This is a genomic window from Kitasatospora sp. NPDC004799, from assembly GCF_040609095.1.
Taxonomy (GTDB): domain Bacteria; phylum Actinomycetota; class Actinomycetes; order Streptomycetales; family Streptomycetaceae; genus Kitasatospora.
Genome location: NZ_JBEXJK010000797.1, coordinates 1 through 1,394 on the forward strand (window position 1 = coordinate 1; position 1,394 = coordinate 1,394).

1 pseudogene is annotated in these 1,394 nt (G+C 79.8%); it reads left to right on the forward strand.

Annotation, left to right across the window (positions count from 1 at the left end):
• Positions 1–14 precede the first annotated feature (14 nt).
• Positions 15–1,394, forward strand: a pseudogene (locus tag ABZW03_RS40885) (hypothetical protein); the annotation flags it as partial.

Consider the following 1,394-nt stretch of genomic DNA (forward strand, 5'->3'; position numbering starts at 1 on the left):
CCCACAAGCCCCGGATGAAGGACCTGCTCGGCGGCCGCTTCGGCCTGCTGCCGATCGTCTGGGTCGGCATCGGCGCCTCGGTGTTCCAGCAGTTCCCGGCCGAGGGCGGCTGGGCCGCGGCGGTGCTCGCCGAGGGCCTGTTCGTCCCGGCCGGGCCCGGATTCCGCTTCGCGCACGGGGAGTTCGCCGACTGGCTGCAGGGCCGCCACCTGGACCTGGACGCCGCGCTGCGGCTGCTGCTCGGCGAGGCCGAGGACACCCCGCCGTGGCCCGCCGACGAGACGCCGTGGCCCGCCGGCGAGAGGGAGCCCGGCGGCCGGTCGGCGGGGGAGCCGGCCGAGGGCGCGCAGGCCGTCGCCCGGCACCGGATCGGCCCGGTCCTCGCCGCGCTGCGCCGGGTGGCCGAGACCTGGGGCGCCGCCGCCCTGGACCCGTGGCTGCACCGGATCTGGCGCGCCCTGGACCTGCGCCCGCCGGGCAGCGAACCCGCCTGGTGGGCGGCCCGGTTGCTCGCCGCGGGCCTCGCCCTGGGCCCGGACCCGGCCGAACACCGGGCGCTGCTCGACCAGTTGGCGGGCCGGATCGCCGAACGGTCCGGCCCGGCGGGCCTGTCGGCGCTCCCGGCGGCCGGGCTCGGCCGCTTCGGCCCGGCCTTCTGGACCGGCCTGGGCCTGCCCGTCGAGGCCGAACTCGCCCTGCTGCGCCGCCTGGTGGCCGCCGACGGCCCGGGGCAGCGGTTCCTCGCCGTGGTGGCCGAGCGGCTGCGCGCCGACCCGGTCGCGGTGTTCCCGCTGCTCTGCGCCTGGTTCGAGGACCCGCGCGGCCTGCCGGGCCGTCCCGGCCGCACCGTGGCCGACCTCGCCCACGACCTGCTGTACGCCCACCGCCGACTGGCCCTGGACGAGTTGGCCGACGCGCTGGCCGCCGCCGCGCACCCGAGGGCGGACGCGCTGCTCACCGTGCTCGCCGCCGAGGAGCCGTCCGCGCTCTGCCGCGCGGTGGACCGCTGGAGCCACGACCGGCGGCCGGAACGGCACGTCGCGGCCGCCGTGCACGCGCTGCGGACCGCCCCGTACGCCTCCGGCGCCGGGGCCGAGCTGCTGCGGTACGCCGCGCTGACCCTGCTCGCCCGCGAGGACGAGCCCGGCCTGCACGGGGCCGCGCTGGCGCTGCTGGTCGGCGATCCGGCGACCCGAGCCGCGTACCTGCCGGCCGCGCTCGCCCGGCTCCGGGCGGGCGGCGACGCCTTCCTCACCCCGCGGGCGCTCGCCCCGGCCCTGGAGAGCGATCCGGAGCCCGTCCTCGTCGCGCTCGCCCGGGCCCTCGTCCGGGAGCCGCAACTCCTGTTGCTCGACGAACCGTTCGCCGCCCTGGACGCGCTCACCCGACTGCGC